The 26,587-nt window shown below is 30.2% G+C and carries 26 protein-coding genes and 1 CRISPR repeat array; of the genes, 23 read left to right on the top strand and 3 right to left on the bottom strand.

What is annotated here, in order from left to right:
• Positions 1–26 precede the first annotated feature (26 nt).
• From JG776_RS07420 to JG776_RS07410, 3 genes are all read right to left on the bottom strand, one after another.
• Entirely contained in the window at positions 27–323 is a 297-nt protein-coding gene (locus JG776_RS07420) for an HAD family hydrolase (protein WP_291966184.1), read from the bottom strand.
• Between the two features lie 146 nt (positions 324–469).
• A complete protein-coding gene (locus tag JG776_RS07415) occupies positions 470–1,324 on the bottom strand; it encodes a decaprenyl-phosphate phosphoribosyltransferase (RefSeq protein ID WP_291966181.1) in 855 nt (284 codons plus the stop codon).
• Positions 1,317–2,723, bottom strand: a complete 1,407-nt coding sequence (locus JG776_RS07410) for a glycosyltransferase family 39 protein (protein ID WP_291966180.1) — start codon at positions 2,721–2,723, stop codon at positions 1,317–1,319. The genes JG776_RS07415 and JG776_RS07410 overlap by 8 nt, the downstream gene beginning before the upstream one ends.
• A gap of 287 nt (positions 2,724–3,010) precedes the next feature.
• Here JG776_RS07410 and JG776_RS07405 point away from each other — a divergent pair, with 287 nt between their 5' ends.
• From JG776_RS07405 to JG776_RS07295, 23 genes are all read left to right on the top strand, one after another.
• On the top strand, positions 3,011–4,276 hold the full coding sequence (locus JG776_RS07405; RefSeq protein ID WP_291966178.1) for a maltose ABC transporter substrate-binding protein: 1,266 nt from the start codon (positions 3,011–3,013) through the stop codon (positions 4,274–4,276).
• A 73-nt stretch (positions 4,277–4,349) separates the two neighbouring features.
• Complete coding sequence (locus JG776_RS07400; protein ID WP_291966177.1) at positions 4,350–5,615, top strand: carbohydrate ABC transporter permease; 1,266 nt, start codon at positions 4,350–4,352, stop codon at positions 5,613–5,615.
• On the top strand, positions 5,615–6,502 hold the full coding sequence (locus JG776_RS07395; RefSeq protein ID WP_291966175.1) for a sugar ABC transporter permease: 888 nt from the start codon (positions 5,615–5,617) through the stop codon (positions 6,500–6,502). The genes JG776_RS07400 and JG776_RS07395 overlap by 1 nt, the downstream gene beginning before the upstream one ends.
• A gap of 117 nt (positions 6,503–6,619) precedes the next feature.
• The gene (locus JG776_RS07390) at positions 6,620–7,519 is read left to right on the top strand and encodes a LacI family DNA-binding transcriptional regulator (RefSeq protein ID WP_291966172.1); all 900 of its coding nucleotides are present in this window, start codon (positions 6,620–6,622) and stop codon (positions 7,517–7,519) included.
• Positions 7,520–7,571: 52 nt separating this feature from the next.
• Positions 7,572–9,254, top strand: coding sequence for an alpha amylase N-terminal ig-like domain-containing protein (locus JG776_RS07385; protein WP_291966170.1), 1,683 nt, complete (start codon positions 7,572–7,574; stop codon positions 9,252–9,254).
• A gap of 8 nt (positions 9,255–9,262) precedes the next feature.
• Positions 9,263–10,075, top strand: coding sequence for an alpha/beta hydrolase-fold protein (locus JG776_RS07380; RefSeq protein ID WP_291966168.1), 813 nt, complete (start codon positions 9,263–9,265; stop codon positions 10,073–10,075).
• Between the two features lie 197 nt (positions 10,076–10,272).
• Entirely contained in the window at positions 10,273–11,547 is a 1,275-nt protein-coding gene (locus JG776_RS07375) for a maltose ABC transporter substrate-binding protein (protein ID WP_291966166.1), read from the top strand.
• A gap of 188 nt (positions 11,548–11,735) precedes the next feature.
• Entirely contained in the window at positions 11,736–12,323 is a 588-nt protein-coding gene (locus tag JG776_RS07370; protein WP_291966163.1) for an ECF transporter S component, read from the top strand.
• Between the two features lie 81 nt (positions 12,324–12,404).
• A complete protein-coding gene (locus JG776_RS07365; protein WP_291966161.1) occupies positions 12,405–13,343 on the top strand; it encodes a P1 family peptidase in 939 nt (312 codons plus the stop codon).
• Between the two features lie 21 nt (positions 13,344–13,364).
• A complete protein-coding gene (gene mgsA / locus JG776_RS07360; protein ID WP_291966158.1) occupies positions 13,365–13,727 on the top strand; it encodes a methylglyoxal synthase in 363 nt (120 codons plus the stop codon).
• 304 nt (positions 13,728–14,031) lie between these two features.
• Positions 14,032–15,069: direct repeats of the CRISPR family, unit length 30 nt; unit sequence GTTTATAGCCTACCTATAAGGGATTGAAAC.
• A gap of 87 nt (positions 15,070–15,156) precedes the next feature.
• Positions 15,157–15,426 carry a hypothetical protein gene (locus JG776_RS07355; RefSeq protein WP_027309492.1) on the top strand — a complete coding sequence of 90 codons (270 nt, stop codon included), beginning with the start codon at positions 15,157–15,159 and terminating at the stop codon, positions 15,424–15,426.
• A gap of 207 nt (positions 15,427–15,633) precedes the next feature.
• The gene (locus JG776_RS07350) at positions 15,634–18,222 is read left to right on the top strand and encodes a UvrD-helicase domain-containing protein (RefSeq protein ID WP_291966155.1); all 2,589 of its coding nucleotides are present in this window, start codon (positions 15,634–15,636) and stop codon (positions 18,220–18,222) included.
• Position 18,223: 1 nt separating this feature from the next.
• Entirely contained in the window at positions 18,224–18,895 is a 672-nt protein-coding gene (locus JG776_RS07345) for a hypothetical protein (protein WP_291966153.1), read from the top strand.
• Positions 18,896–19,104: 209 nt separating this feature from the next.
• Positions 19,105–20,019 (top strand): CRISPR system precrRNA processing endoribonuclease RAMP protein Cas6, encoded by a 915-nt coding sequence (cas6, locus tag JG776_RS07340; RefSeq protein ID WP_291966151.1) that lies wholly within the window; start codon positions 19,105–19,107, stop codon positions 20,017–20,019.
• Position 20,020: 1 nt separating this feature from the next.
• Entirely contained in the window at positions 20,021–21,742 is a 1,722-nt protein-coding gene (locus JG776_RS07335) for a hypothetical protein (RefSeq protein ID WP_291966149.1), read from the top strand.
• A gap of 2 nt (positions 21,743–21,744) precedes the next feature.
• A complete protein-coding gene (locus tag JG776_RS07330; RefSeq protein ID WP_291966146.1) occupies positions 21,745–22,299 on the top strand; it encodes an RAMP superfamily CRISPR-associated protein in 555 nt (184 codons plus the stop codon).
• The gene (locus tag JG776_RS07325) at positions 22,296–23,408 is read left to right on the top strand and encodes an RAMP superfamily CRISPR-associated protein (protein ID WP_291966144.1); all 1,113 of its coding nucleotides are present in this window, start codon (positions 22,296–22,298) and stop codon (positions 23,406–23,408) included. Before JG776_RS07330 ends, JG776_RS07325 begins: the two co-directional genes overlap by 4 nt.
• Positions 23,398–23,748, top strand: a complete 351-nt coding sequence (locus tag JG776_RS07320) for a hypothetical protein (RefSeq protein WP_291966142.1) — start codon at positions 23,398–23,400, stop codon at positions 23,746–23,748. Before JG776_RS07325 ends, JG776_RS07320 begins: the two co-directional genes overlap by 11 nt.
• 12 nt (positions 23,749–23,760) lie before the next feature.
• The gene (locus JG776_RS07315) at positions 23,761–24,006 is read left to right on the top strand and encodes an RAMP superfamily CRISPR-associated protein (protein ID WP_291966140.1); all 246 of its coding nucleotides are present in this window, start codon (positions 23,761–23,763) and stop codon (positions 24,004–24,006) included.
• Positions 23,976–24,545 (top strand): RAMP superfamily CRISPR-associated protein, encoded by a 570-nt coding sequence (locus JG776_RS07310; RefSeq protein ID WP_291966138.1) that lies wholly within the window; start codon positions 23,976–23,978, stop codon positions 24,543–24,545. The genes JG776_RS07315 and JG776_RS07310 overlap by 31 nt, the downstream gene beginning before the upstream one ends.
• Position 24,546: 1 nt before the next feature.
• Complete coding sequence (gene csx7 / locus JG776_RS07305; protein ID WP_291966136.1) at positions 24,547–25,338, top strand: CRISPR-associated RAMP protein Csx7; 792 nt, start codon at positions 24,547–24,549, stop codon at positions 25,336–25,338.
• Positions 25,322–26,164, top strand: coding sequence for an RAMP superfamily CRISPR-associated protein (locus JG776_RS07300; protein ID WP_291966134.1), 843 nt, complete (start codon positions 25,322–25,324; stop codon positions 26,162–26,164). The genes csx7 and JG776_RS07300 overlap by 17 nt, the downstream gene beginning before the upstream one ends.
• A gap of 20 nt (positions 26,165–26,184) precedes the next feature.
• Positions 26,185–26,574 carry a hypothetical protein gene (locus JG776_RS07295; RefSeq protein WP_291966133.1) on the top strand — a complete coding sequence of 130 codons (390 nt, stop codon included), beginning with the start codon at positions 26,185–26,187 and terminating at the stop codon, positions 26,572–26,574.
• Positions 26,575–26,587: the final 13 nt, after the last annotated feature.

Genomic DNA, 26,587 nt, shown 5'->3' with positions numbered 1-26,587 from the left:
GTGATTAATTTAATTTTACCAGGCATCTAAAACAGGTGCATATTTTTTGTAAAAAAATATGCTGAGGCTACGCCCCAACATTTATTATAGAACCTTTTAAAATACCTTATATAACATTCAGGTGAGGCAGAGATGAGTATAACTGTATATCCTTCTTTTTTTCTCTTTATTATTTCCTCCTTTGCATCAAAAAAGGTATGATTTAATATTTTCTCCTTAAAAAAATCCTCAAGGTCCTCTTCATCTAAGTAATTTATTACATAGAACATCTCTTCCTTTGCCTTTTTAGTATCGATTATTTTTAACAAATAGAGTAAAAGCATAAAAAATAACCTTGGAAGTCCTATTATAGATTTAGGCCTTTTTTTAGAGTATAAAAAAGAAGCATAAACATAGAGTCGCCATTTATAATTGTTTTATCCACATCAAATATTGCAACCTTTTTAATCAAAACAAAACCTCCCTTTAATTATGTAAATAAGAGAATAGCAGCACTGAAAATTCCCCATAGTATAACATCAACGATAATTCCTATATCGGTAAGAACAGCCTCTGTAGGGCTTCCACCTAAATCCTTTATTTCTGTTAAATATTTATATCTAAAAAGTCCATATATAACAAATATGTCTGTTATCATCATATATTTATGTTTGTAGGCAAAGAAGGTGTATAGAGAATAGAAGATTATTGTACATCCACATACAATATTTGAAATATCATCTAAAAATTTTATTGAATAGTCATCAAGTATTTTTCTGTGCTTTGTTGCATCGCCTTCTAAGCATTTTAGTTCGTTTTTCCTCTTTTCAAACCCTAAGAATAGAGAAATAAATAGAGTACAAAGAAGTATCCAAACAGAAAGCTCAACATTAATAACAACTCCACCTGCAATAACCCTTAATATAAACCCTATTGCAATGGATATAACATCAAGTAGAACCAGGTGCTTTACCTTAAAGGTATAGATTATATTATTTATAAAATATATCAGCAATATAATAAGTAGATATTTATTCAAATAGAAGGCGGTAGATAAAGATACTATAATTAATACAATCATCTCTATTATTGCACTTTTAATTGAAACCCTTCCGCTTGCAATAGGTCTATTTTTCTTTTTAGGATGTATCTTATCCTGCTCTAAATCCTTTATGTCGTTCATTATATAAACAGAAGATGAAATAAGGCAGAAGGAGAAAAAGGTTAAAATTACCTTTAATATACTTTCTACCTCTAAAAATTTTTTAGAGAAGATAATAGCACCAAATACAAAGAAGTTTTTTATCCACTGCTTTGGACGCATAAGTTCTATATATTTATTCATACGCTTCATCCCTTCTAAATACAGTTAATGATAAAATAATAAATAACCAACAAACTATGAAGGAGTATCTACTTTGTGATTCTGTTATTAAATATAAAAGTCCATACCCACAGAATATTATATAAAATAAGTTTATTATAGGATTATCTATGTACTGCCTTTTATTAAATAATCCTATGTAGGTTAATATGAGAATAATAAAATAATATATATTTACATACAACATTCCGTTATGCAGTATATCTATTTGTAAGGACTTAGTGTCGGCCTGTGCCCAGAAAAAACCTCCAAAATCTCCAGATGCCCACTGGGTGGAGTATTTTGCTAAAAAGAAGTATATGAGCTTTGGCAGAGGAGTCTTTGTATATCTCTCCTTTACCTTTTCCTTTATTGCCTTCTCTAACTCTTTATCGTCATCAAAGGAGGCTATAAACTTTGCATCCTCCATATTCCATCTCCCATAGGTTTCAAGATTTGAACCTCTTAAAACACTTGTCCATTTGGTTTCACATCCCCTCCATAGGTTGTACTGGAGTATTCCAAGCCTTTTAAGTATTGTATTTGCAGTTACCATAGGAATTAAAAAGGCTATAAGAATAAGAAGTATAGATTTTGATTTTGTAAAAAAATTTTTCTTAAAGTAAATAAGTATAAATATAATGTATGCCACAACAATAACATCTGCAACCATTCTAAAAATATGACCGATTCCAAGTATAAATCCACTTAAAATTAACATATTTACGTTAGCCTTATTTTTTATAACAAGAATAAATACATATAAGCTAAGTAGATAAAAAGGCATTGCTATATTTTCAGAGCAGTAAACAGCAGAATATGCAATAAGTGGGGGGTATATTGCAGTGATAAAGGCGCCAAAAAGGGCAGTTTTTTTAGAGCTAAATACCTCCCTTGAAATAAGGTAAATAAGGAATATATCTAATGTAGATAAAAGTGCATTAATTACCTTTATAGCAAGAAGAGAATTTGCAAAAAGGCTTCTAATTAAAGCAAAGTATAAAACCGTCATAGTCATATGGGGATATCTTGCATAGTAGTTTTTGTTATGAAACATTGAATAGTCACCTGATAAGAACATTTTACTTCGTATAAACATTCCTGCAAAGTCAGATACTGGTCTGTTATCAAGGGTAACTACATAGTATAGTCTCAGTGCTAATCCAAATAGGACTACAAATATTAATATTATCTTAGGATTTAATTCTTTTTTTAGAGCGTACAAAAATAATATAAATGATAATGTGAAAAATAAAATAAGATATATATTTAATGTTTTAAAGTACTTTGCATAGGCATATACAAACCCAAGGTTTGCTATTATTATAGGTATAAAAAGAATTTTAAGTGCTGTATTTACAAAGTTAGAAAATCCCTTCATTAAATCACCTCGCAATAAAAAATAACAAGAAATATTATACTACAATATCCAATACAATAAACTACAAAATGGTAAATATAATTTATTTTTTTAAATAGTATTAGAAGTTATTAGTAACATAAATATTTTTGACATAATTGTAATAATAGAATTAAAAATTTTGTAATAAATTATATTTAAAAATTTTCAGAAAAAGTATGGACAAACGTTTGCAAAAGAGTTATAATATAGTTGAACTTAAACATTTAAGTTAATTAATTAAAAAAACTAAAGAAGGGGGAATTTCTGTGAAAAAGCCATTGTCAATCATGCTTTCAGCACTTTTAGTGGCTTCATTAATGGCTGGTTGTGGTTCAAAGAAAACTGAAGAACCAAAGGACAATAAGCCAGCAGAACAAACTAATGAATTAAAACCAGAAGAAGGAGCTACATTACTTGTATGGGAAAGTGAAGGCCCAGAAGGAGAATACATAAAGTATGTAGCATCAGAATTCGAAAAGAAGTATGGTGTAAAGGTTAATTACGAACCAGTTAACCATACAGATACATCAGGAAAACTTCAACAAGATGGACCTGCAGGAGTTGGAGCAGACGTTTTTGCAGCACCACACGACCACGTAGGTAAGATGGTTGCAGCAGGATTAATTCAAGAAAACCACAATCCAGATAGAGTAAAGAATGATTATATGGAAGCTGCTCTAAGAGGTGTAAGCTTAGACGGTAAAGTTTATGGTTACCCAACAGCAATTGAAACATATGCACTTTTCTATAACAAGGATCTTGTTAAGGAAGCACCAAAGACTTACGAAGAAATAATAGAATTTGCAAAGACATTCAACAATCCAAAGGAAAAGAAATATGCACTTGCTTGGGATGTTGGTAATGCATACTTCTCATACAGCTTCTTAACTGCAAATGGCGGTTATGTATTTGGAAAGCAAGGAACTGATAAGGACGACATTGGTCTTAACAATGAAGGTGCTGTTAAGGGTGCAGAATTCTATAAGAGCCTAAGAACTATATTACCACTTAAGGCTGCTGACTCAAACTATCAATTTATGGATGGTTCCTTCTCAGCAGGAAAGGTTGCTATGATTATAAATGGACCTTGGGCAGTTAAGGGATACCAAGATGCAAAGGTTAACTTTGGAGTTGTACCACTTCCAACATTCGGTGGAGCACAACCAAAGAGCTTCTCAGGTATAAGAGCACTATATGTAAGTTCATTTACAAAGTATCCAAAGGCTGCAAAGCTATTTGCTGAATTTGCAACATCAGATGAAATGTTAATGAAGAGATTTGAAATGACTAAGCAAATACCTCCTGTTAAGGCTTTAGCTGAAAAAGATGAAATAAAGAACGACCCAATCGTTTCAGGATTTATGGCTCAAGCTGTAAATGCAGAACCAATGCCATCAATTCCACAAATGCAACTTGTATGGGAACCACTTGCTACTACATTCAATGCTATTTGGGATGGACAAATGGAACCAAAGGCAGCACTTGACAAGTGTGTACAAACTATAAAGGATGCAATAGCAGCACAAAAGTAATATAAGTAATTAAATATTCATAGGTATGTGCTTTTGCACATACCTATAATTAATCTTGGAAAGAGGTGAAAAGATGGAAGATAAGAAAAAATATGCCTGGCTGTCATATATAATAATGGGTTCTGCACAGATAATGAAGGGTGAATACATTAAAGGTATTTTTTTATTGCTTGTTGAAATTTTAACTATAGTTTTTGGTATTCCATACTTCTCACACGGGCTTTGGGGTATTTGGACATTAGGTGTAACTAAATTTCACTTTAATGAACAGGGAGTTGCTGTTTTTGACCATTCAATATTTTTAATGTTACAGGGTATAATATCAATTTTATTAATTCTAATTATAATAGCAATATATGTTTATAATGTTAGAGATGCATATAAAGCTAAAGAGGAGAAGAAAACAACCCTTAGGGATAAGATAGACAGAAATTTCCATTGGATATTTATTACTCCAGGTTTATTATCACTTGTATTTTTAATTCTATTACCAATTGTGTTTACAATACTTATAGCATTTACTGATTATTCAGCACCATATCATCTACCACCAAGAAATTTAGTAAGATGGGTTGGACTACAAAACTTTAAAGAAATATTTGGCCTTAAGATATGGAATAAAACACTTTCAGGTGTATTTATATGGACTGTTACTTGGGCAGTTCTTGCAACTGTTACAAGCTTTTTTGTTGGACTTATGTGGGCACTTATTGTTAATTCATCAGGTGTTAAGATAAAGAAACTATGGAGAACTATATTTATAATTCCATATGCAGTTCCAGGACTAATTTCAATGCTTATAATGAGACTTATATTTAGTGGTCAAGGACCAATAAATGATTTTTTAGAACATATTGGTCTAGAAAGATTGGGTTGGTTAACAGATCCATATTTAGCTAAGTTTACCCTTGTTTTAATTAATATGTGGCTTGGTGCACCATACTTTATGGCACTAATGACAAGTATATTAACAAATATACCAAAGGATCTTTATGAGTCATCAGATATTGACGGTGCAACTGCATTCCAAAAACTAAGACACATAACAATACCTATGGTTTTATATTCAACAATGCCACTTTTAATATCAAGCTTTGCATTCAACTTCAATAACTTTATGTTAATATATGCAGTAACTGGTGGAGGCCCTGTAAATCCAAATTACAGATATGCAGGTCATACAGACCTATTAATTTCTTGGATTTACAAGATGACACTAAACCAACAACAATATCATATGGCATCAGTTGTTACAATTATGATATTCCTAATTATTGCACCAATTGTTGCCTTTTCATTTACAAGGTCCAAGTCCTTTAGAGAGGAGGATTTAATCTGATGATGAGCACAAATACGTCAACAAGCGAAGTAAAGCTTGTAAAGAGAAAGAAAAAGTTAACGCCAAAGACAATTGCCCTTAGAGCTTTAGTATATATATTTTTAATAGTTAATACTGTATTTATATTATTCCCTGTACTTTGGATTATAGGTTCTTCATTAAACCCAGGAAACAGTTTGTATTCATCAACTATGTTTCCAAAGAATCCAACATTTGTACATTATAAGGAATTATTTACAAAGACAGACTATCCAATATGGTATAAGAATACATTAAAAATAGCCTTTTTAAATATGATATTTTCAACAATATTAACTACATTTAATGCATATGTATTCTCAAGATTTAGATTTAAAGGTAGAAAACCACTGCTTGTTACAATACTTGTATTACAAGTTTTCCCAAGCTTCTTAACACTAACTGCTGTATATGTTTTACTTATGAACTTAGGATTATATAATACACATATAGGTCTTGTGCTATTCTACGCAGGTGCCCAAATACCAGGTAATACTTGGCTTATAAAGGGTTACTTTGACCAGATACCAAAGAGCCTTGATGAGGCTGCAAGAGTTGACGGTGCAACAAACTTTACAACATTTACAAAGATTATAATGCCTCTTGCAGTTCCAATAATAGTATTTCTTGCATTAACAAGCTTTATAGGTCCTTGGATGGACTTTATATTCCAAAGCTTAATTTTAAGTACAAGATATAAGAAGACACTTGCTATGGGTCTTATGGAAATGGTTACAGGACAAACTAATACTAAGTTTACACTATTTGCAGCAGGTGCAATTTTAGTTGCAATACCAATAACAATTCTTTATGCATTCCTTCAAAAATATATAGTTGAAGGATTATCATCAGGTGCAGTTAAGAGCTGATAAAGAGGGGAACTATTTAATTTGGTTGTTTTGGGGTGGAAGTTGTAATATAATATTCCCAATGGCAAAGGTGCCATTGGGAATTTTCTAAATAATGTTAAACCAAGGGGGTAAACTATGAAAAGGCCAACACTTAAGGATATAGCAAAGGAGGTAGGTGTATCTGTTGCAACTGTCTCCTATGTTCTAAATGGAAATGAGAAACAGAGCATATCAGAGGAGACAAAGGACAAGATTATACAGGCGGCAAATAGATTAAACTATGTACCAAACCTTGCAGCAAGGTCTCTTGTAAAGAGGAAATCAGGTCTTGTGGGTGTTTTAATATTGAAGCATAAACAAAATAAAATGCCAATTTTCACAAATCACAACTATAAGCTTCTTGAAAAAATAGAGGAGTATCTTGCAACAAAGGGCTACCACGTTTTATCCTCTAATATAAGTGTAGAAGAGCCTAATTTAGATATAATAAAGCAGAGGGATTTAGACGGCGTACTTGTTTTTAATGTAGATAATAGAATTTTCTATGATATATCAATAAAGTTTACTGTTCCAATACTTTTAATTGATGCAGTCCTTGATGACATACTATTTCATAAGATAAATGTTGATTATTTAGGATATGCAAGAAAGATAAGTTCAGAAGATAAAAAAGTAATTTTAATTCCTCACTTAAACAGTAAGCATCTTATGGATAAAATAAGAGAGGATAAAAGGGAAAACGAAGAGGTCTACTTTATATCTTCTGTAGAGTCTGTAAAGGAAGTTGTAAAAAAACATAGGGATGAAAAGTTTATAGCAGTTTCAGAGGAACTTGGAGTAATACTATCAAGATTTGTAGAGAATGATAGGATATCTGTTATCTGTATAAATAATGAAGAGTATCTTTTAGATGAACAAATAAACAAAATAGAGGTTGACATTGAAAACAAAGCAAAGCTTATATCCGACTTGCTTTTAAGATATATAGATAAGAATTATAAATATGTACAGTATACGATAATTGAGGCAGAATAAAACTGCCTTTAACTAAAAACACTTAAACGTTTAATTATGGAGGAAATATGAGATGTTAAAGGAAGCAATCTACCATCAAAGCGACAGTACCTATTCATATCCATTAGACGAAAAAACCCTATGCATTAAGCTTAGAACAAAAAAGGATGATTTAAAGAGGGCTATATTATGTTATGGAGACAGATATGAACCTGTCCCAAGGGTTACTATGTTTGAGAAGGAAATGAATAAGGTCTTTACAGATGATCTATTTGATTATTATGAGATACAAATATCACCAAGCTTTAATAGAATATGCTATTATTTTAAACTTGAGGATGAAAAGGAAACAGTATATTATGCACAACAAAGGTTTTACAAGGAACCTCCAGAGGATAGAAATAGATACTTCATATTTGCCTATATATGCAGAGGCGATCTATACAAGGCACATTCTTGGTGGAGGGACTCAATATTCTATCAAATATTTGTAGATAGATTCAACAAAGAGGAGCTTGATGAGGCTTGGTTTGATGAGCCAACAAACAAGAGGATGTTTGGAGGAAATTTAAAGGGGATAATACAAAAGCTTGACTATATTGAGGAGCTTGGAGTCAATGCCATATACCTAACCCCTATATTTGAATCACCAAGCTGCCACAAATATGATACTATTGATTACTATGACATAGATAAATCCTTTGGTAATAAAAACATATTTAAAGAGTTAGTTGAAAAGTGTCATAAAAGAGGAATAAGGGTAATACTTGATGCAGTCTTTAATCATACAAGCTCAGAGTTTTTTGCCTTCAAGGATGCTATGAAAAAGGGCAAAAAATCAAAATACTTTGATTGGTATTTTATAAATGAAGATGGTACCTATGAAATGTTTGGTCAATCTAAAAATATGCCAAAATTAAATACCACAAATGATGAGGTTAAAAAATATCTTCTAAACATAGCAAAATATTGGATAGAGGAGTTTGACATAGATGGATGGAGGCTTGATGTTGCAAACGAGATAGACCATAAGTTCTGGAGAGAATTTAGAGAAGCTGTTAAATCTGTAAAGGAAGATGCAATTATAATAGGTGAAGTTTGGGATGGTGCAGAGAGCTACTTAAGGGGAGACCAGTACGATTCATCAATGAACTATCCATTTATGCACGCAGCCCTTGAGGTTTTTGCAAGGGGGAATATGAATTTAAAGGAATTTGACTCATATATGCAAAACCTATATGCAAGATATAGAAGGGATATAAGATATAATCTTTTAAATCTCATAGACAGCCACGATACAGCAAGATTTTTATATGAATGTAAGAATGACAAAGAGAAACTTAAGCTTGCAGCCTTCTATATGTTTACTACAATAGGAATACCAATGATTTTCTATGGAGACGAAGTAGGTCTATCTGGTGCAAATGACCCCCACTGTAGAATAACAATGGATTTTCAAAATATAGATAAAGAACTATTTAGTTTCTATAAAAATTTAACAAGGTTGAGAAAGGAAGTAAAGGCATTAAAGGTTGGAGAATATAAGAGGTATTATGTAGATGAAGATGTATATGCCTTTAGTAGATTTGTAGATGATGAAGAGGTTTTATGTATTTTCAGTCTATCAAATAAGGAAAAGAGTTTTGAAATTGGTTTAAAGGGAGAGTATATGGATATACTCAATAATAAGACTGTAAAAATAGAAGGGAAATTAGATGTAGAGCCCTATGGAAAGATGGTATTGAAAATAAGGTAGGTGGGACTATGGATAGAATTATAATAAAGGAAATATATATGAAGGAATTAGATAGAAAAAGGAATATAAGAATATATCTTCCTATAGATTACTATGAAAATGAAAACAAGAGATATCCTGTAATATATATGCACGATGGACAAAACCTCTTTGACCACCATCTCTCCTATTCAGGACACTCTTGGGAGATTAAGGAAACATTGGATAGAATGCAGGAAAATGGAGAGATAGAAGGCTTTATAGTTGTTGGGATAGATAATAATCAAGAGGGCTTTAAAAGGCTTGATGAATATTCACCTTGGAAGAATGAAGAGATAGAAAGTCTTTTAGAAAGAGGAATAAAGGATGGTGCAGGGGGAGAAGGAAAGGAATATGCAGAGTTTATAGTTAACACCCTAAAGCCATATATAGATGAAAACTTTAGAACATTAAGGGATAGAGAAAATACAATAGTTGCAGGAAGCTCAATGGGAGGCTTTATCTCTCTTTATATTGGTTTTAAATATCAAGATGTGTTTTCAAAAATAGGAGCCTTCTCAACAGCTGCTTGGTTTAAGGAGGGTGAACTTTTAGAGTTTTTACGTGAAGAGGGACAAAGAGAAGAAATGAAGGTTTATCTTGATATTGGAACTGAGGAAACAAGTAATGATGATGATCCAAACTTTAAGGATTACTATATAAATGGAACAATAAGGATATATGAAACGCTTTGTGAATTTATGGATAAGCAGAATATAAAACTTATAATAGATGAAGGAGCAACCCATAATGAAATACACTGGGCAAAAAGATTCCCAGAGTTTATTAGGTTTATAAAGTAATCATATTATTCCCCTTCTTTTTATTAAACCACTTTGATTTAGTAATTCAAATCAAAGTGGTTTCAATTTTTTCTTTTATTTAATAAATAAAGCAGTAATAAAAATTTAATTTCAATAATAAATATGTAGTGTAGATAGGGACAGGCAATAAGTTCAAACGATTGCCTAAAAATTAAAAACATAGAAGGGGGATAAATATGAAAAAGCCACTTGCTCTTATTCTTTCGGGACTTTTAGTAGCTTCACTTCTTGCAGGTTGTGGAAAGAAACCTGCTGAAAATAACAACAACAATAATAATAACAACAATAACAACACAACAGCAGAGTTAAAACCAGAGGAAGGAGCTTCACTTGTAGTTTGGGAAAGTGAAGGCCCAGAGGGAGAGTACATAAAGTATGTAGCAGCAGAATTCGAAAAGAAATATGGTGTAAAGGTTAATTATGAACCAGTTGATCATACTGCAACTTCAGGAAAACTACAACAGGATGGCCCTGCAGGTGTTGGAGCAGATATAATATCAGCACCACACGACCACGTAGGTAAGATGGTGGCAGCAGGATTAATTCAACCAAACCACAAGCCAGACAGAATAAAGAATGACTATGTACAGGCTGCTATTGACGGTGTAAGTATGAATGGTACAGTATATGGTTATCCAACAGCAATCGAAACTTATGCATTATTCTATAATAAGGATATAATAAAGGAAGCACCAAAGACCTATGAAGAAATAATAGAATTTGCAAAGACCTTTAACAATCCAAAGGAAAAGAAATATGCACTTGCTTGGGATGTTGGTAATGCATACTTCTCCTACAGTTTCTTAACAGCAAATGGTGGTTATGTATTTGGTAAGGCTGGTACAGATAAGGATGATATAGGATTAAACAATGATGGTGCAGTAGCTGGTGCTACCTTTTATAAGAGTCTAAATTCAGTATTACCACTTAAGGCAGCAGATGCTAACTATCAATTTATGGATGGTTCCTTCTCAGCAGGAAAAGTTGCTATGATTATAAATGGACCTTGGGCAGTTAAGGGATACCAAGATGCAAAGGTTAACTTTGGTGTAGCTCCACTTCCAACATTTAATGGAAAACAACCAAAGAGCTTCTCAGGAATCAGAGGTTTATATTTAAGCTCATTTACTAAGTATCCAAATGCAGCAAAGTTATTCCTTGAATTTGCAACATCAGATGAGATGTTAATGAAGAGATATGAAATGACTCATCAAATTCCTCCTGTTAAGGCACTAATGGATAAGCCAGAAGTTAGTGGAGACCCAATCGTTGCAGGATTTATAGCACAAATAAAGAATGCAGAACCAATGCCATCAATTCCACAAATGCAACTTGTATGGGAACCACTTGCTACATCCTTCTCAGCTATTTGGGATGGACAAATGGAACCAAAGGCAGCACTTGATAAGTGCGTACAAACTGTAAAGGATGCAATAGCAGCTCAAAAATAATATAAAAAAGTAACAGAGGGTGTTATCATCCTCTGTTTACTTTTTCTTAATCTACCTTATATATTGAAGTAATTATATTAAAGTGCTAAAATTATTATGTCGGTACATTTGACCGAACAAAAAAATAAAAAACTTCATAAAGGATTTCGTCTTGCATCCTTTTGGAGTGAGAACGAGGAGGTAGTATTATGCAAACAAGAACAATGTCAACATCAAGCCCCAAGGTCAGACAGATTGTTACAGTAGGTATGCTGTCTGCAATAATCGTTGTGCTTGGGGTAACAGGCCTTGGATTTATTCCTATTCCACCAGTAAAGGCTACAATTATGCATCTTCCTGTAATTATAGGTGCAATAATTGAAGGCCCAGTAGTTGGTGCAGCTATTGGTTTATTCTTTGGATTATTTAGTATGTTTCAAGCAATAACAAATCCAACACCAACATCATTCTTATTTCTAAATCCAATTATTGCAGTATTGCCAAGGGTACTTATAGGTATTACAGCATACTACACCTATAAGATAGTACCAGGTAAAATAAAGAGCATAAAATATGGCCTTGCTGCAGCGGTTGGAACACTCACAAATACAATACTTGTTTTAGGTTTGATATACCTAATATATCTTGAAAGATTTGCAAAGGCCTTAAACATTAATATAGCACAAGCAAGAGCTACAATAATAGGAATAGGAATGACAAATGGTTTGCCTGAGGTTTTAGTTTCTATAGCAATAGTTGTTCCTGTTGCTATGGCAGTAGATAAAATAAGAAAATAATAATAACATATGAGCCATTAGCAAATAGAGTATTGCTAATGGCTCTTCGTTAAAATACATAGTAAAATTATGGAGGTAAAAATGAAAAGGATAGATATTTCAGATATAAAGGGGATAAAAATAGGAAATGCTCAAAATTTTGAGGCAAGGACAGGATGTACGGTTGTAATTTGTGAAAATGGTGCTACCTGTGGTGTAGATGTAAGGGGTGGGGCCCCTGGTACAAGGGAAACAGACCTTTTAAACCCTGTTAATCTTGTGGATAAGGTTCACGCTGTTGTATTGTCTGGAGGAAGTGCCTTTGGACTTGATGCTTCCTGTGGTGTTATGCAGTTTTTAGAGGAGAGGAACATTGGATTTGATGTTGGAGTAACAAAGGTTCCAATAGTTTGTAGTGCCGTTTTATTTGACCTTATGGTTGGTGATTATAGAATAAGACCAGATAGAAAGATGGGATATGAGGCCTGTATAAATGCCTTTGAAGTAAACAGAATAGAAAATGGAAAATTTGGAGCAGGAACAGGTGCAACAGTTGGGAAAATATTAGGGCCTGAATTTGCAATGGAGGGTGGACTTGGAAGCTATGCTGTAAGTGTTGGAGACCTAAAAGTTGGGGCTGTTGTTGCGGTAAACTGTCTTGGGGATGTGATAGATCCAAAGACTGGAAAGATTTTAGCAGGTGCTCTAAATGAAGATAAAACAGGCTTTATAGATAGTACAAAGGTTATGCTCTCAAGATATAGCGACAAAACTAATTTTTTTAGTGGAAACACAACAATAGCCGCAGTTGTTACAAATGCAAAACTAACTAAGGCAGAGGCAACAAAGGTTTCTTCGATGGCCCACGATGCCTTTGCAAGAACTATGAGACCAGCCCATACTATGTTTGATGGTGATACAATCTTTACAATGGCAACTGGTGAGGTTGAGATTGATATAAGCACTCTTGGAATGATTGCAACAACTGTGCTTGAGGAGGCAATACTGTCAGCCATATCACATATAACTTATGAAAAATAATAAATAAGGAAGGGATAAAGAATGAGAGTAGCTTTTATAGCCCACGATAAGAAAAAGAACGATATTGTTGAGTTTGTAAAGAAGTATAGAGATGTATTTAAAGATGATGAACTTTATGCAACAGGTACAACAGGAAAATTAATTCAAGAGGCAACAGGTCTTAAGGTACATAGATTTTTATCAGGCCCCTATGGTGGTGATCAGCAGATTGGTGGAATGGTTGCACAGGGGGATATTGATATGGTTATCTTTTTAAGAGATCCACTAACTGCACAGCCCCACGAACCAGATGTTACGGCTCTTTTGAGGATATGTGATGTGCATAATGTACCCCTTGCAACTAATCTTGGAACTGCAGAGATATTTATAAATGCTTTAAGATAGTATTTTTAAGGTTGTTAAATAAAAAGTTAAAAAGAAGAAATGGATTTTTAAAATAAAGATTTTCAAAGAGTGGGAGCTTCTTTTGTTGTTTTATACGCAAGAATAATGGGAAAAATAGAAATCAAAAAAACTGTGGAGTAAATCCTCCACAGTTTTTTTGCTGTCGACCCCCAATCCTGCAAAAAACCCGGGGGGTCGACAGCAGCCTCAAACCCTTGAAAAATCTACAAAGTTACTTTTTTATTACGAAAAAGAAACAATTTGACAATTCAGAAAAATGTAGATATAATAATAGTTGAAAGGGGTTTATAGCCTACCTATAAGGGATTGAAACTCCATCATCATGTCCAGGCCCATCTTGGCGTAGTGCGTTTATAGCCTACCTATAAGGGATTGAAACTTTAGTAGTTTGGGTTTTTCCGTTTTCGGTTTTTCCGTGTTTATAGCCTACCTATAAGGGATTGAAACTGGACTATTCCCAATAGACTCGAGCCATGGTGGAGATGTTTATAGCCTACCTATAAGGGATTGAAACTCCAAATATTATGACTCCGACAATAAACCATTTTGTAACAGTTTATAGCCTACCTATAAGGGATTGAAACTTAAATGATTTTATAGAAGATAGAAGAGTTGAGAATGTTTATAGCCTACCTATAAGGGATTGAAACTCAGCAGCTATTTGAATTGTTTCTGGGGACATATTTATAGTTTATAGCCTACCTATAAGGGATTGAAACACAGGTGTTTTAGAAGAAATTGTTTTAGGAAATTATAGTTTATAGCCTACCTATAAGGGATTGAAACCAAAAGAATGATATTGAGTGGGACGACATAAAAGATTGTTTATAGCCTACCTATAAGGGATTGAAACGCACAATTGCTATATCGCTTTCTGCCACAGAAGTGGCGTTTATAGCCTACCTATAAGGGATTGAAACCACGGATGTTAAAGCGTATATGCAAGAAGATGAATTTGTTTATAGCCTACCTATAAGGGATTGAAACTTGCAGGACATTGTCCGAATTGTGGTGAAGTAATTCGTTTATAGCCTACCTATAAGGGATTGAAACTATATAAAAAAATAAAAGGTTTTTAAGTTACAATGAAGTTTATAGCCTACCTATAAGGGATTGAAACATAGACGCCTACATCATAAGAGTATTTTAAAAAGGAGTTTATAGCCTACCTATAAGGGATTGAAACATTGCATTCCATATAGCTGTAATTATAGATTTTATGATGTTTATAGCCTACCTATAAGGGATTGAAACGCAAGTTTACACAGAACTTCAGCACTTGGGTTGTTATGTTTATAGCCTACCTATAAGGGATTGTAGTCCTCGTTTTAGCGAGGTATTTTTGTGCAATAAAAGTAATATCAACCCTCCGTATAATAAAGATATAATCTTTCGGGAGGTTGATAATATGATGTGTAGAGATTGTATACATAGGAACATATGCTCATTTAGCAATATGTTAAATTATACACTCAAAAACAGTGCACTTTCATCCTGGGTAGAAGATGTTAAGTTAGAAATAGTTAATTGTAGAAACTATGAATTCGACATAAATAGTCAATATTGGAATAGAAGTTATGAAGAAATGTTTTCATTGACTGAAGAAGAATATGAGGATTCACTATATACACTTTTAAACGAAATAGATTTTTATGATGAAATATATGGTTTAAATTAAAAAAGACCCAATAGGGTCTTTTTTATACATATTTCGAAAATATTTTATCTAATACATAAAGGAATTATTACATTTATGTAGAAATCATTAATTGAACAGTAATAAATGCAGTAACATATCTTATAACTAACAAATACATAAAGTTTAAATTTTATATGCCATACTTTATAAAAAATTTGACGCAAATAATGTATGGAGGAATAATAAATGATATTAGTTACAGAAAGAATGATGAAAAAATTACAAGAAGAGTCTGATACAAAGAAAATAAAAAAGATATATGATATAGCAAAAGCTAAACAAGAAAACTTTTTGAATGATGTAGCAAAAGGGGCACATCATAAAAAGTTTAAATCATTAGGAAAAACAACCAATATTTACAAGTACAGAATAAATTTAAATGAAAGAGTGCTTTATACATATGGTAAAGAAATAGATGATATTGTTGATGATTATAAGAATGCTATAGTGTTGATAGATTTATGTAAACACGATGAACAGGAGAGAGTTGCAAAAAATATAAAAGTTAATAACATAGCATACAAAGAATATGCAGGGGATTTATTAAAAGAGAATGAAGAAAATATAGATGATATTTATGAAGATAACATATCAGATGAAAAATATAAATTTTACATTGAAGATGAAATTTCAATAGTTTTAGATGACGAGGATTATTTGAAATTAATTAACAAAGAAGATGTAAAATTAATTGAATCAATAAACAAAAAAACATATAAATATTATTTAAATAGGGAACAGTACAAATGTGTAAAAAATGATAGAACAACAATATTAAAAGGAAGTGCAGGTTCTGGAAAAACAACTGTTTTGATATATAAGCTCCTTGGTTATAAAAACACAAACTATAAAATAGCATATTTTACTTATACAAATAAGCTAAAAGAAAGTGCTAATATTATCTTTGAAAATATAAAACCAGATGAGTTTATAGCAGATGTTGAGTTTTATGAATTGCTAAGGTTTTGTATTAATACTTTAGGCATAAGTAAAGATAAAATAGTAACCTACAAAAAATTTGAAAAATGGTATACCAATAATGTTGTTAAATATACAAAAAACTATATCCACCCGATTGATTTTTGGACTGAGTTGAAAGGTATAATAAAAGGAATTATGGGTATAAATTGGAATAGAGATGGTATAATACCTACAGACATATTAAAAAAGGAGACTATGGAGACTTTAATTAGTGATGACTTTATTTCTAAAAATAATGATGTATACAAAATAAATAAATCTTCAATGCAAGAAATAATTAAGCACTATTGTGATAAGGGTTATAAAAATCAGGAATTAATACAGGAAATAGAAAAATTGAGAAATTATTTTTTAAATTATAATTTTATAGATAAAATGATAAAGAGAGAAACATATTTGAGTTTACCAGCAGATTATTCTATTTTTAATGAAGATGAAAAGAATTATATATATGACTTATCTTTAAAATACCAAGCTTGGTTAGATGAAAATGGATATTATGATGAAAATGATTTGGCTATATTAGTTCTTAAAAAAATTAAAAACAATGAAATTGAAAAATATGATTATATTTTAGTTGATGAAATTCAAGATTTAACGGAGTTACAAATATTAATGTTAATTGAATTATTAAAGGATAAAAGTAACATATTTTTAGGAGGAGATGTACATCAAATTGTAAATCCAACCTTTTTTAATTTTGGACGTTTAGAAAATGGTTTAATAAAGAATATGATAAATCCAGAAAAGGTTACGTTGTCAAAAAATTATAGGAGCTATGATGGAATTGTAAGATTAGCAAATAAGATGACTGAGATTAGAAGAAAATATATAGGCTTTTTAAGTGATGATATTATTGAAGTAAGTATACGAGAAGGAAGATATCCAAGAATAACAAAATCAAATGAAGAAAATTTAAAATTAATATTAGATTTTATTAGAGAAACAGATTATGCTGTACTAATTGTGCCAAATGATGATATAAAGTTACAAATTGAAGAAAAATATAAAACGGGTGTAAATGTTTTTACAGTGCAAGAAGCTAAAGGTTTAGAGTTTGACGTTGTTTTTTGCTACAATATATTATCAGAGTATAAAAATTATTGGCAAGATATATTAGATGGATTAGGTAAGCACGATTCAAAGTATAGGTATTACTTTAATTTATTTTACGTTGCAATAACAAGAGCAAGGACTAATCTATACATATTAGAAGATGATTTGGATATGAATATTATAAAAGAAATAATTAGCTATTGTGTTGAAATAAGTGATTTAAAAGATGAAATTAAAAATTTTGAAAAATCTTCGTTAGATAGTATGTATAGAAAAGCATTAGAATATGAAGAATATGGACTTTTCCAAATGGCTATGGATATATTTAAAGAGAAAAACTATGAGCACGAATATCAAAGGTGTTTTGTAAAAAGTAAGGCTGATGAAGATGGATATGAAGTTACAGGAGATAGACTTTTATTAATGCACGAATTTAAAGATGCAGAAAGATATTATGGTGAAGCACAAAATCATTTTAAAGTTGTAAAAGCTATGCTTTTATCTGGTTTATATGCAAGCGAATTAAAGTTTAAAATTATAGATAATTATGTGAAGGCTCATAAGGTTGATCTTTATAAAGTTATGAGAGATATAGTAGAAATGATAAAGGAATATGGAATAGAAGAATTTTCTGATGCAGCAAGCAATTTTGCAAGAACGATGTCTTTTATAACAAGAGAAAGATTAGAGTCTATAAAAACGTGGATAGATCTATTATTATTAGAAGGCGGGGTTTAAAATGAATACAAAAGAAGATAATATTTTAAGACTATTAGATACCTTTGAAAAGACACAAGAAGAAGTTATGTCGATTTCTGATTCCTTTGAAAAATTTAATGATGTATTAGAAGGATTAAAAGATTCCCTAAAACAACTTAAACTTTATAAGGAGACCAAAGAAACACTTGACTTACTAAGGAGTATTATAAATAAAATAGATAATTTCCCTGAAAATTTAAATAGAAGTTTTGAAGATTTGAGTTCGTTGAGCCAAGAAAATTTAGAAAAGCTTCAAAGATTAAATAAAGAAACAGACTCTATTGTACAAGAAAAAATAAATAAAGCAGAGAATATTTACATTGATTTGGATAAAAAAATAGATCAATTAGAGGTAAGAATAAATAAATTGACTGAAAAGATGGAGCAAAGTATTGATAATATAAATAATGTACTGAATGATTTTTTAAAAAAGAACATTGTGCTATATAAAAATATGGAAAATAGAGGTAAGAAAATTGAGGAATTAATAGAAATAATGAATAGAAGAGCAACTACAATGGATAAACTAATTCAGTATGTTGAAAAATATCAGGAAGAACAAAGATTAAAAAAGCTTAAAGAAGAAGAAATTTTGAAAAAAATAAAAAATGTAGAGATAGTAAAGATTGATAATTCAAAACAAACAACTTAATTTAAAAGAATTGCATCAGAAGACTATGAATTTCTAATTCATAGTCTTTTACTATTAATTCCAATTTTATAATGCCTATAAAATATTTAATGTACTACTCTTTTGAGGCATTTTTGACAAATTTCAAAAAGATTTTATATTAGTTTAAAGGAATTAATACACTTTTGTAGAAAATAGTAATTAAAAGAAAAAAGGTTTGGAGTGGTTTGATGTTTGATATAAAGTATATGAAATTAAATTTTAGAATTAAGTTTGAAAAGTGCGGAAAGTTACCTAAATACAAGATGTCAGCCCTAAGGGGTGGAATGGGACAAGTTTTAATGAAAAAATTTTGCTTAGAGGATAAACCAAATTGTAACAACTGTCTATTAAATGAAAGATGTGCTGTAAATGGAATATTATCACCTAAAATAGAAACAAATCTTCCTTTTATGAAAAATGTTCAAACTTCACATTCGGGATTGGTTATAGAATGTATTGATTTTAGGGAAGAGTTTTTTCAAGAGGATATTTTAGAGTTTTCAGTTCTTTTGTTTAACAACATTTTTAATTATGGTGGACACATTATATATGCCTTTGATGCTTTAGGTAAAACGGGACTTGGTAAAAACAGACTAAAATTTAGTCTTTTAGAAGTATTAAATGAAGAAAATAAGCCAATATTTAAAGATGGTGTACTTTTTAAAGAAAACATAAAAACAAGTACAGTATTGGATTATATACAAAAAAGAAAAAGAGAATTAAGTTCAATAGATGGAATAGAATTTATCTTGCCATTAAGATTTGTAAAACAAGGAAAATTAACAGATGAAATAAATAGCAAAGATTTAATAATAGCTATGCAAAGAAGAATAGCTATATTGAATGCAGTTAGTGGTAAAACAGTAGATATTGATGTTGATAATGTGGATAACTTTATAGAATCAACTGATTTATACTGGACAGAAAATAAAAGATATTCAAACAGGCAAAAAACCAAGATGTCCTTAGGAGGTGTTTTAGGAACAATAAAGTTTAATGAAAATGTAGAGTTAATAAAGGATTTACTTATAGCCGGTGAACTTGTTCATATAGGAAAAAACACAACCTTTGGATTAGGTAAGTATGAGATTAAGGAGGGATAAGATGAAGTGTTTGAGCCCACAAATTGTAAAGGATTATGATGCTAAGGTAAAGAGGTTTAGAGAAGGAGAATCAGAATTAGAAACGTTAATGTATATTCCATATCAAAATAAAGCAAATATGCCATCTTTATATGATGTGCTTAATATGTATGTTTTAATTAGATACATAACTTTTAAAGGAAAAATTGATAGAAATCAATGGTATAAAGATTTTTTTAAAGGTGATGATGAATTTAAAAAATTTATAATTGATTCGATAGAAAAGAAAAAAAATGATACCTTCAAAGATATAAATGTAGATCTTGTTAAGGGATCTATATATAAAATAAAAAAGTACTTCCTTGAGAATGACAAAATAAAGGATATAAGAGGCGGTAGTTATATAATAGATTATCTTAATATAAACAGAACTAAAGAAATTATAAAAGAAAACTTTATAGAAGAATGTGTAGTTTATGCTGGTGGTGGAAATGTAATTCTGCTATTGCCAGAGGGTGAGGGAGAAAGGATTTGTAAAATATTAGAAGAAGAGTATACTAAGGTTACTTTAACATGTATGAATGCATTTGAATACATTAGAACAAATTTAAATGAGTTTTTTTATAATTTCAATGCTGTTTCAAGGGAATTAAATGATAAGTTAGAAGAAAGAAAGAAACTTAAGATATATCCAATAAATCCAACCAATGAATTAAAAGTTATTAATGAATATAAATTAGAATTCAAAAGAAAAGCAGATCCCAAAAAAGAATGTAAGTTATGCAATGTTAGAGATGCACATTATGTTATCGCATCAAGTGAAGGAAATATAAATGTTTGTAGTTCGTGTCATAGAAAAACAACAATAGGAAGAGAAGTAAAAGGTATTTTTAAAAGTCAATTTGAAGAAATGTATAAGGTAAAACTACCAAATGTACAGAATTTGAGTGATATAAAAGATAATAGGGGTTATGTTGCAGTAATTTATGGTGACGGAAATAATATGGGTAATGTTGTAATGAATATAAAAAATCCTTTTGAATTGATGTATTTTAGTAGAAGGCTAGATGAAATAACAAGAGAGTCTGTATATCAGGCAATTTATGAAGTTTTAGGTGAAAATGCAAAGTTTGAAGTTATAGCATTGGGTGGAGATGATGTATTTATAATAGTTCCAGCAGAAAGAAGTCTTGAAATATCAAATAAAATAATAAAGAACTTTGATAGTGCCTTCAATGGAGAAATAACAATGTCAATTGGAGTTTGTATTTCTAAATATAATACACCAATAAAAAACATGTTTAATATAGCACAAGATATGTTAAAGTCAGCAAAAAAGATTACAAGAAAATCAAATCATAATACAGGCAGTATCGATGTAGTTGTTTTAGAGAGTAACGATACAATAGATTTTAATTTAAGTGAAAATGATAGACTTTTCCCAATATTCCAGGATGATTTTGAAAGTGTGATATCAGTTATTAAACAAATGAAAAAAGATAAGGACATTGACAGAAGTCAATTATATAAGCTAAGAAATGCAGCAAATACTTTAGACAATATAGAGTTTGAACTTTTCTATCTTTACCAACAGGAAAGACATTCTAAAAAATATACAGAATATGTAAGTAAAATATATAACAAAACTAATGGAGTTTTTACAGGCCTTTTAAATAAAAATGGTCAAAAGATTTCACCTTGGAATGATATAGTAACCTTATATGATTACATAGGAGGAGAGTAAATATGAAAAAGATTACCTATAATATAAAGCTTGAAATTTTAACACCTCTCCATATTTCAAATGGTGTTGAAGAGGACGGATTTATAGATAGTTACATAGTAAAAGAAGTAAAGGGAAAAGAAAAGATACCATATATTCCTGCTTCAAGTATTAAGGGTAAGGTTAGAGATAACTTTTATACTATTTTAAATACTTATCATGGGAAAGAAAAAGCAGAGCTAATAACTAATAGAATCTTTGGTTCTGAAGGATATAACCCATCAAAGATATATTTTGAAGATTTAAAGTGTAATGGGGAGGTAAAAACATCAATAAGATTTGGTAATGCAATAGATAGATATACAAAACATGCAAAAGACAAAGCATTAAAAAGTATAGAAATTCTTGAAGATGGCAATTTTTTAGGTACTGTAAAAGTTTTTCTTCAGGATGATTTAGTAGAATACAAAGATTACTTAGAGATGGCTTTTAGGATGATTGAATCTTTAGGAGGAAATAAAAGTAGAGGTCTTGGAAGAGTTAAAATAAGCCTTGAAAAGAGGGAGGCAGATGTATGAGACTAAAGCTTAAAATGTTGTCGCCACTTATAATAGGTGGACAAAAACTTAACTCAAATTACATTGAGTCAATTGATTATATACCAGGGAATGTACTTAGAGCAGCATTTGCAAGAGTTATATTAAATCATTGTACAGCCTATAGTGGTGAAGTAGAGGAAATAGATGGCCAAAAAAGAGTAAATTGGGTTCATTATAGAAACAAGGAGAGCTGTAAAAAGTGTAAATATAAGAGAATATGTGAGAGATTTTCAGACATAAAATTTGGATTTTTTTACCCACAAGGCACAACTCCAATTGTTATGTCACAGATGGTTTGCAAAAATGATGAAAAACATAGTTTAGTAGATAGTCTTACATATAACAAGGCAAATGGATGCCCAACGTGTAAAGGAAGATTAGAATATACAAAGGGATTTAGTCTGGATAATAAAATCTTTAAGACTAAAAAATCTATTTATACAAGGGTAGAAATTGACAGATATACTAAAACTTCAAAGGATGGAAGGCTTTACACACTAATGCCTGTTTTAGAGGAGTATTTTGTTGGTGAAATTCAAGGAATTGAAGAATCGGAATTAGATCTTTTTGATGACTTAAGAGTTGGAAGTTATGTTTCAGTAGGTTTTGGTAGGTGCAAATTAGAAAAAGAAAAAGAATTGAAGGAAGATAAAAACAAAATACTTTTAAATATGCAGAAGTTTTCAAATAAATATAAAGAAGTAAATAACAAAAAAGACAACTTAAATTATTTTGCTCTTTTACTTGAAACAGATGCAAGGGTAAAACTAGAAAATTTAGAAGGATATAAAACAACTGAAGAATACAAGAACATATTAGCCAATCTTTTAAATTTAAACAGTGATTTTAAGATTGATAAGGTATATTTAGAAACTAATATCTATAGAGGCTATGATACATCAATGGTTGGAGATACAAGAGAAGAAGCGGTATATCAGATACTTAAAGGAAGTGTTTTTATAATTTCAAGTAGCAAGAATTTTGAAGAAATAAAAAATAACTTTAGTGAATTAACAATTGGTGAAGAAAATTTAAATGGATTTGGAAAAATTAGATTTTACTTTGGAGGTGTTGAAAATGCCAAATAATGCACAAATAATTGAAAAGGTAAATGAATTAATAGAATTATGTAATAAAAATGGATATTGGCAAAGAAGAAACAAGGTAGGTTCATCAAATATAAGAGGAGTTGCATCTGCAATTCAAAATGCTGAATGCTTTAAAGAAGTTGAATTATATATAAAGTACAAAGAAGCAAAAAGAAATGGTTGGGATGAAAGGATAGGAACAGTAACATTTGCGAATAAAATACTTAATCATTTAAATTATTTAACAAATAATATACAAGAAGAAAAGGAAAAATTACAGATAGCTAGTAAATACTTTGGTTACTTATATTGGGCAGTTTATACATATAACAAAGACTGAGGAGGTTAGAGTATGCTTTTTGATAAATTTCAAAATAAGTACATTGTTGAAGGTATTCTTGTAGCAAAAATGCCAATCCATATAGGAAAAGGACAGAATGATTTTGATCCGCTTTCTGTAGATAATGGAGTTATAAAGGATAAGAATGGAAATCCCTTTATACCTGGAAGTTCACTAAAGGGTGTAATAAGAAGTTATATTGAAAGACTTTTTTTGAAGGTATTTCATTGGGAGATAAAAAATATAAAGGGTGTTTAATAGTAAATAAACCATGTTTGAATGATGAGCAGGTTAAAAATATAAAAGAAAAATATAAAGATCAAAAAGATAATATTGTGTCAGATAAGATAGCAAGGGAAATATATGATAACTTATGTGACGTATGTAAAATATTTGGAAGTAATCATTTTGCTTCAAAAATATATATAAATGATGCTTATATAGTTGGAGATAAGGCACATATTGATACAAGAGATGGAGTTGCAATAGATAGAGATAAGTTAATTGCAGCAGATAGGAAAAAATACAACTTTGAATGTGTTTCTGCAGGAACAAAATTTAAATTTAGAATGACTTTTGAAAATTTAGAAGATAAGCAAATAGAGATTGCAAAATTAATTGTAAGTTTACTAAAAAGTGGAGAAATAAAGGTAGGCGGCAAAACTTCGGCTGGGCTTGGTGATATTGAGCTTGTCGAATATAGTGTATACAAAGTAGATAAAAGTAACCTAATTGAATATTTAAAACAAGAATCAGAGGAAAAAAGAAAACAAAAGGTTTATAAAGAGGAGTGGTAATATGTTTAAAAAGCTTATTAATGAAGCAATAATTGAATATAAATTAGAAACAATAAGTCCTTTGTTTGTTAAGTCAGGAAAGGAAACAGGACTTGACCCAAATCTTGCAGACAACGTTTGTTTAAAGGTTTATAAAGATGGAGTTTTAACACCTGTTTTACCAGGAACAAGTATAAAAGGGGTTTTTAGAAGCAGAACAGAGAAAATTTTAAAAGAAACTTGTGATATTTTAAATTCTCCTTGTGTTACTAATAAAGATGCAAAGGATAAGAGTGCAAAAGAACTGTATAAGAAGATGTGTCCTGCTTGTAAAATATTTGGTTCAACAGCTACAAGATCAAGAATTAGCTTTAGTGATGCGTATCCAGAAAACTATAAAATAGGAACAAGAAAATGTGTTGCGATAAATAGGGTTACAGGTGCAGCAAAGGATAAAGCACTATTTGATATGGAATATGTAGAGTGGGGACAATTTACAGGAAAAATCAAACTTACAAATTTTTTTAAATGGCAAATAAAAACGATAGCATTGTTATTTAAGGAAATAGATGAAGGTTATATTACTTTTGGAGGGTTAACTACAAAAGGATTTGGAATGATGAAAGTAAAGGATTTTAAATTAAAATTAAGATATTATAATAACCCACAAAATGCAAATGGATATAATAAAGTAGGTATATATTTAGAAAAAGAAATAAATGGATATGAAAACATTTTAAATTTACTTAGTAGAATAGATTTATTCTCAAGCAATGAATTAAATAGGAGTGATTTTAATGAATCAGCCATTTGAATTTATTCAGGTTCTTCCTTATAAAAGTTTTAATTATAAAGATCAACCTAAAATATCTGGAAGAATGGAAGTAGAATTAGAAGTTGTTACACCACTTCATATATGGTCAGGAAAATTAGGAGAAAAAGATGAGTTTATTTATAAGGAGTTTATAAAATATAATAACAATCCTATTATTCCTGGAACAAGTTTAAAGGGGTGTGTTAGGACTATTGCAGAAATAGTTTCTAATAGTTGTGTTAAAGGGTATAATAAAGAATTTAGTAAAGAAAAAAATGATATGAAAAATAATTGTATAATATGTCAAACATTTGGATATGCTTCAGGTAAATATTCTCTAAAAAGCAGGGTAAGATTTACAGACTTTATCATGCAAAAAGGTAATATGGAATACAAGAATATACCTAAACTTTTTAAACCATCAGAAAATACATGTTTAAAAGATAATAAATATAAAGGGTATAAGTTTTATTTAAATTCTAGAGAAGTGAAGACAGGAACTATTCCTATTGAAGTTGCTGGTGTTGGTTCTATATTTAAAGGTCAAGTGTTTTTTGAAGATATAACAGAGGAACAGTATAAACTTTTATGCTTTTCACTTGGACTTGGAGAGGATTTATATTTTAAATTAGGATATGGTAAGCCATGTAATTATGGAACTGTTAAGGCAAGGTGTGTAGGAATAGATTTTTTAAAATGGCCTTCTCAACTAAACAATCTTAAGAATAGACTACCAAAAGATGTTGCACAAGATTATGAGATTCATTCTGATGAAAATATAAGAAAAAATGTTCAAAAATTAAAAGAGATATATAAGAAACCATAAAATTAATAAAGGTGATAAATATGATAAAAAGGGAACTTATAGATAGGTCAGAAAATTTAATGAATGAAATAAAAGAAAATTTTAATGTAAAAAGAGATTCAAATTTTATAAAGTATATTTTAGATTTTATTGAAATTGCAGATATCCAAGAAAAGAATGAATATGAAAAAAAACAGAAGTTTCTAAGGCTATTACATATTGCAGCTTATAAAAATAATTTAGAGATCTTTGGTGGAGGAGAAAGCTTAGTTAAAAATTTTAATGATTTTATAAAAAATGTATTGTGTATAGAAAAAGATAAAGAATATGTAATAAAAAATGAGATTTTTAAAGATTTAACATATGATGAAATAAAATATGTATTTGCTTACACAAATAGATTATATGAAATCCATAGTAAAAATAGCTAAAGCGTTTGCTTTA

The organism is Caloramator sp., assembly GCF_020054765.1.
In the GTDB taxonomy this organism is placed as follows: Bacteria; Bacillota; Clostridia; order Clostridiales; family Caloramatoraceae; genus Thermobrachium; species Thermobrachium proteoclasticum.
The sequence above is the reverse complement of the archived record's forward strand: the minus strand, read 5'-3'. Positions and strand labels throughout refer to the sequence as shown.

Bases quoted from the DNA above. Each gene is read 5' to 3' on its own strand.
- JG776_RS07420 (WP_291966184.1), bottom strand. From the start codon at position 323: ATGCTTTTACTCTATTTGTTAAAAATAATCGATACTAAAAAGGCAAAG.
- JG776_RS07415 (WP_291966181.1), bottom strand. From the start codon at position 1,324: ATGAATAAATATATAGAACTTATGCGTCCAAAGCAGTGGATAAAAAAC.
- JG776_RS07410 (WP_291966180.1), bottom strand. From the start codon at position 2,723: ATGAAGGGATTTTCTAACTTTGTAAATACAGCACTTAAAATTCTTTTT.
- JG776_RS07400 (WP_291966177.1), top strand. From the start codon at position 4,350: ATGGAAGATAAGAAAAAATATGCCTGGCTGTCATATATAATAATGGGT.
- JG776_RS07395 (WP_291966175.1), top strand. From the start codon at position 5,615: ATGATGAGCACAAATACGTCAACAAGCGAAGTAAAGCTTGTAAAGAGA.
- JG776_RS07390 (WP_291966172.1), top strand. From the start codon at position 6,620: ATGAAAAGGCCAACACTTAAGGATATAGCAAAGGAGGTAGGTGTATCT.
- JG776_RS07385 (WP_291966170.1), top strand. From the start codon at position 7,572: ATGTTAAAGGAAGCAATCTACCATCAAAGCGACAGTACCTATTCATAT.
- JG776_RS07380 (WP_291966168.1), top strand. From the start codon at position 9,263: ATGGATAGAATTATAATAAAGGAAATATATATGAAGGAATTAGATAGA.
- JG776_RS07375 (WP_291966166.1), top strand. From the start codon at position 10,273: ATGAAAAAGCCACTTGCTCTTATTCTTTCGGGACTTTTAGTAGCTTCA.
- JG776_RS07370 (WP_291966163.1), top strand. From the start codon at position 11,736: ATGCAAACAAGAACAATGTCAACATCAAGCCCCAAGGTCAGACAGATT.
- JG776_RS07365 (WP_291966161.1), top strand. From the start codon at position 12,405: ATGAAAAGGATAGATATTTCAGATATAAAGGGGATAAAAATAGGAAAT.
- mgsA (WP_291966158.1), top strand. From the start codon at position 13,365: ATGAGAGTAGCTTTTATAGCCCACGATAAGAAAAAGAACGATATTGTT.
- JG776_RS07355 (WP_027309492.1), top strand. From the start codon at position 15,157: ATGATGTGTAGAGATTGTATACATAGGAACATATGCTCATTTAGCAAT.
- JG776_RS07350 (WP_291966155.1), top strand. From the start codon at position 15,634: ATGATATTAGTTACAGAAAGAATGATGAAAAAATTACAAGAAGAGTCT.
- JG776_RS07345 (WP_291966153.1), top strand. From the start codon at position 18,224: ATGAATACAAAAGAAGATAATATTTTAAGACTATTAGATACCTTTGAA.
- cas6 (WP_291966151.1), top strand. From the start codon at position 19,105: ATGTTTGATATAAAGTATATGAAATTAAATTTTAGAATTAAGTTTGAA.
- JG776_RS07335 (WP_291966149.1), top strand. From the start codon at position 20,021: ATGAAGTGTTTGAGCCCACAAATTGTAAAGGATTATGATGCTAAGGTA.
- JG776_RS07330 (WP_291966146.1), top strand. From the start codon at position 21,745: ATGAAAAAGATTACCTATAATATAAAGCTTGAAATTTTAACACCTCTC.
- JG776_RS07325 (WP_291966144.1), top strand. From the start codon at position 22,296: ATGAGACTAAAGCTTAAAATGTTGTCGCCACTTATAATAGGTGGACAA.
- JG776_RS07320 (WP_291966142.1), top strand. From the start codon at position 23,398: ATGCCAAATAATGCACAAATAATTGAAAAGGTAAATGAATTAATAGAA.
- JG776_RS07315 (WP_291966140.1), top strand. From the start codon at position 23,761: ATGCTTTTTGATAAATTTCAAAATAAGTACATTGTTGAAGGTATTCTT.
- csx7 (WP_291966136.1), top strand. From the start codon at position 24,547: ATGTTTAAAAAGCTTATTAATGAAGCAATAATTGAATATAAATTAGAA.
- JG776_RS07300 (WP_291966134.1), top strand. From the start codon at position 25,322: ATGAATCAGCCATTTGAATTTATTCAGGTTCTTCCTTATAAAAGTTTT.
- JG776_RS07295 (WP_291966133.1), top strand. From the start codon at position 26,185: ATGATAAAAAGGGAACTTATAGATAGGTCAGAAAATTTAATGAATGAA.